Origin of the sequence: Amycolatopsis thermalba (assembly GCF_003385215.1) — a bacterium.
Lineage (GTDB): Bacteria > Actinomycetota > Actinomycetes > Mycobacteriales > Pseudonocardiaceae > Amycolatopsis_E > Amycolatopsis_E thermalba.
Map to the genome: position 1 here is coordinate 1 of NZ_PQHW01000213.1, position 1695 is coordinate 1695.

General features: G+C 72.1%; 2 protein-coding genes and 1 pseudogene. 1 reads left to right on the forward strand and 2 read right to left on the reverse strand.

Translation table 11 applies throughout. The features are described from left to right. Positions 1-149 precede the first annotated feature (149 nt). Entirely contained in the window at positions 150-539 is a 390-nt protein-coding gene (locus tag D0D15_RS35690) for an ACT domain-containing protein (RefSeq protein ID WP_094005873.1), read from the reverse strand. Then, a complete protein-coding gene (thyX, locus tag D0D15_RS35695; RefSeq protein ID WP_094005872.1) occupies positions 536-1288 on the reverse strand; it encodes an FAD-dependent thymidylate synthase in 753 nt (250 codons plus the stop codon). Before thyX ends, D0D15_RS35690 begins: the two co-directional genes overlap by 4 nt. A gap of 125 nt (positions 1289-1413) precedes the next feature. Between thyX and D0D15_RS35700 the strand changes: the two are divergent. Then, positions 1414-1695: pseudogene (locus D0D15_RS35700) on the forward strand (toxin-antitoxin system HicB family antitoxin); the annotation flags it as partial.

The following is a 1695-nucleotide window of genomic DNA, read 5'->3' on the forward strand; positions in this document are numbered from 1 at the left end:
ACTACCAAGGAGGCGACGATGACCGGCGCATGGGTGGTCCAGGCGGACGAGGCGGAAACCGTTGCGCGGCCCGCGTTGCAGCTGCGCGGTCGCCTCGGCGGCGAGGTCGGCCAGCGCGTTCATCAGCGCCAGCACGGCCCCCGCGGGCCTCAGTCGGCGCCGGCGACCTCGTGTCCGGCCGCGCGCAGCGCCGCCACCGCGCGCGTCAGTTCGGCGTCCTTGACCAGCACGTGGTCGGTGTCGAAGGTCGACAGCGTGAACAGCGCGACCCCGGCCGAGGCCAGTTCGCTCGCCAGGGCGGCGATGATCCCGGTCAGGGTGAACGCCAGCGGGCCCCGCACGGTCAGCAGCCGCCACCCGGACTCGACCCGGGCGCCCTCCGGCACCAGGCCGGCCGGGCAGATCACCGACGTCTCCGCGGGCGTGCGGGTGATCGAGACCAACCCGTCCGGCGCGTCCAGGCCGGGCACCGGAGCGCCCGGCTCCAGCCGCGCCACCGCGTACTCGCCCGGCTGGACGTCGATCGCGAGCCGTTTCACCCTTCCAGGACCTTCGGGCTGGAGGCGACCTCGGTGCCGTCGGGCAGCGTCGAGATCGTGAAGTCGGCGAAGACGTTCGGCGCGGCCTTCTGCAGCTGCCGCAGGCACTCCACGGCCAGGCCGCGGATCTCCACGTCGGCGTTCTCGGTGGCGCGCATGGCGATGAAGTGCCGCCAGGCGCGGTAGTTGCCGGTCACCACGATGCGGGTCTCGGTGGCGTTGGGCAGCACCGACCGCGCGGCCTGGCGCGCCTGCTTGCGGCGCAGCGTGGCGCTCGGCGCGTCGGCGAACTTGTGCTCCAGCCCGGCCAGCAGCTCGTTGTAGGCGTCGGCACTCGCCTGCGCGGCCTTGAGGAACTTCTCGTGCAGCTCCGGGTCGTTCGCGATGACGTCCGGCTCGACGAACGCCGCGTCGCGCTCGGGCACGTACCGCTGCGACAGCTGCGAGTAGGAGAAGTGGCGGTGCCGGATCAGCTCGTGCGTCAGCGAGCGCGACACCCCGCTGATGTAGAAGCTCACCGAACCGTGCTCCAGCACCGACAGGTGACCGACCTCGATGATGTGGTCGATGTAGCCGGCGTTGGTGGCCGTCTTCGGGTTCGGCTTCTTCCACGACTGGTAGCAGGCGCGGCCCGCGAACTCGGCGAGCGCCTCACCGCCCTCCGCGTCGGTCGACCACGGCACGTCCTCCGGCGGGAAGAACTCCGTCTTCGCGATCAGCTGAACCTTCGGCGACACGGTCTCGGCCACGGTCGCACTCCTTCCCCTCAACGACTCCCCGGCAGCGTAACCGCCGGGTCCGACAACTTCCCCGCGACACCACGTGGTGTCATCACCGCCTTGACTGACACCACTAGTGACGTCATAGTGGTGTCATGGACTTGACCCCGTACATCACCAGCCTCCGCGAGGACCTCACCGCGACGGCCTCGGCCGGGGACGAGCAGATCCGCCGGGCGGCGGCGCTGCTGTCCGGCGCGCTGGAACCCGCGGCCCGGCTGGCGCTGATGAACGCGCTGGCCGACCTCGCCGCCGAGGCGACCGCGCAGCTGCCGGACCACGTCGTCGAGGTGCGGCTGGACGGCCGGGACGTGCGGGTGGTGGTCACCGGCACCGCCGGCGAGCGGGAACGCCCCGAGCGGCCCGGACCCCCGCCC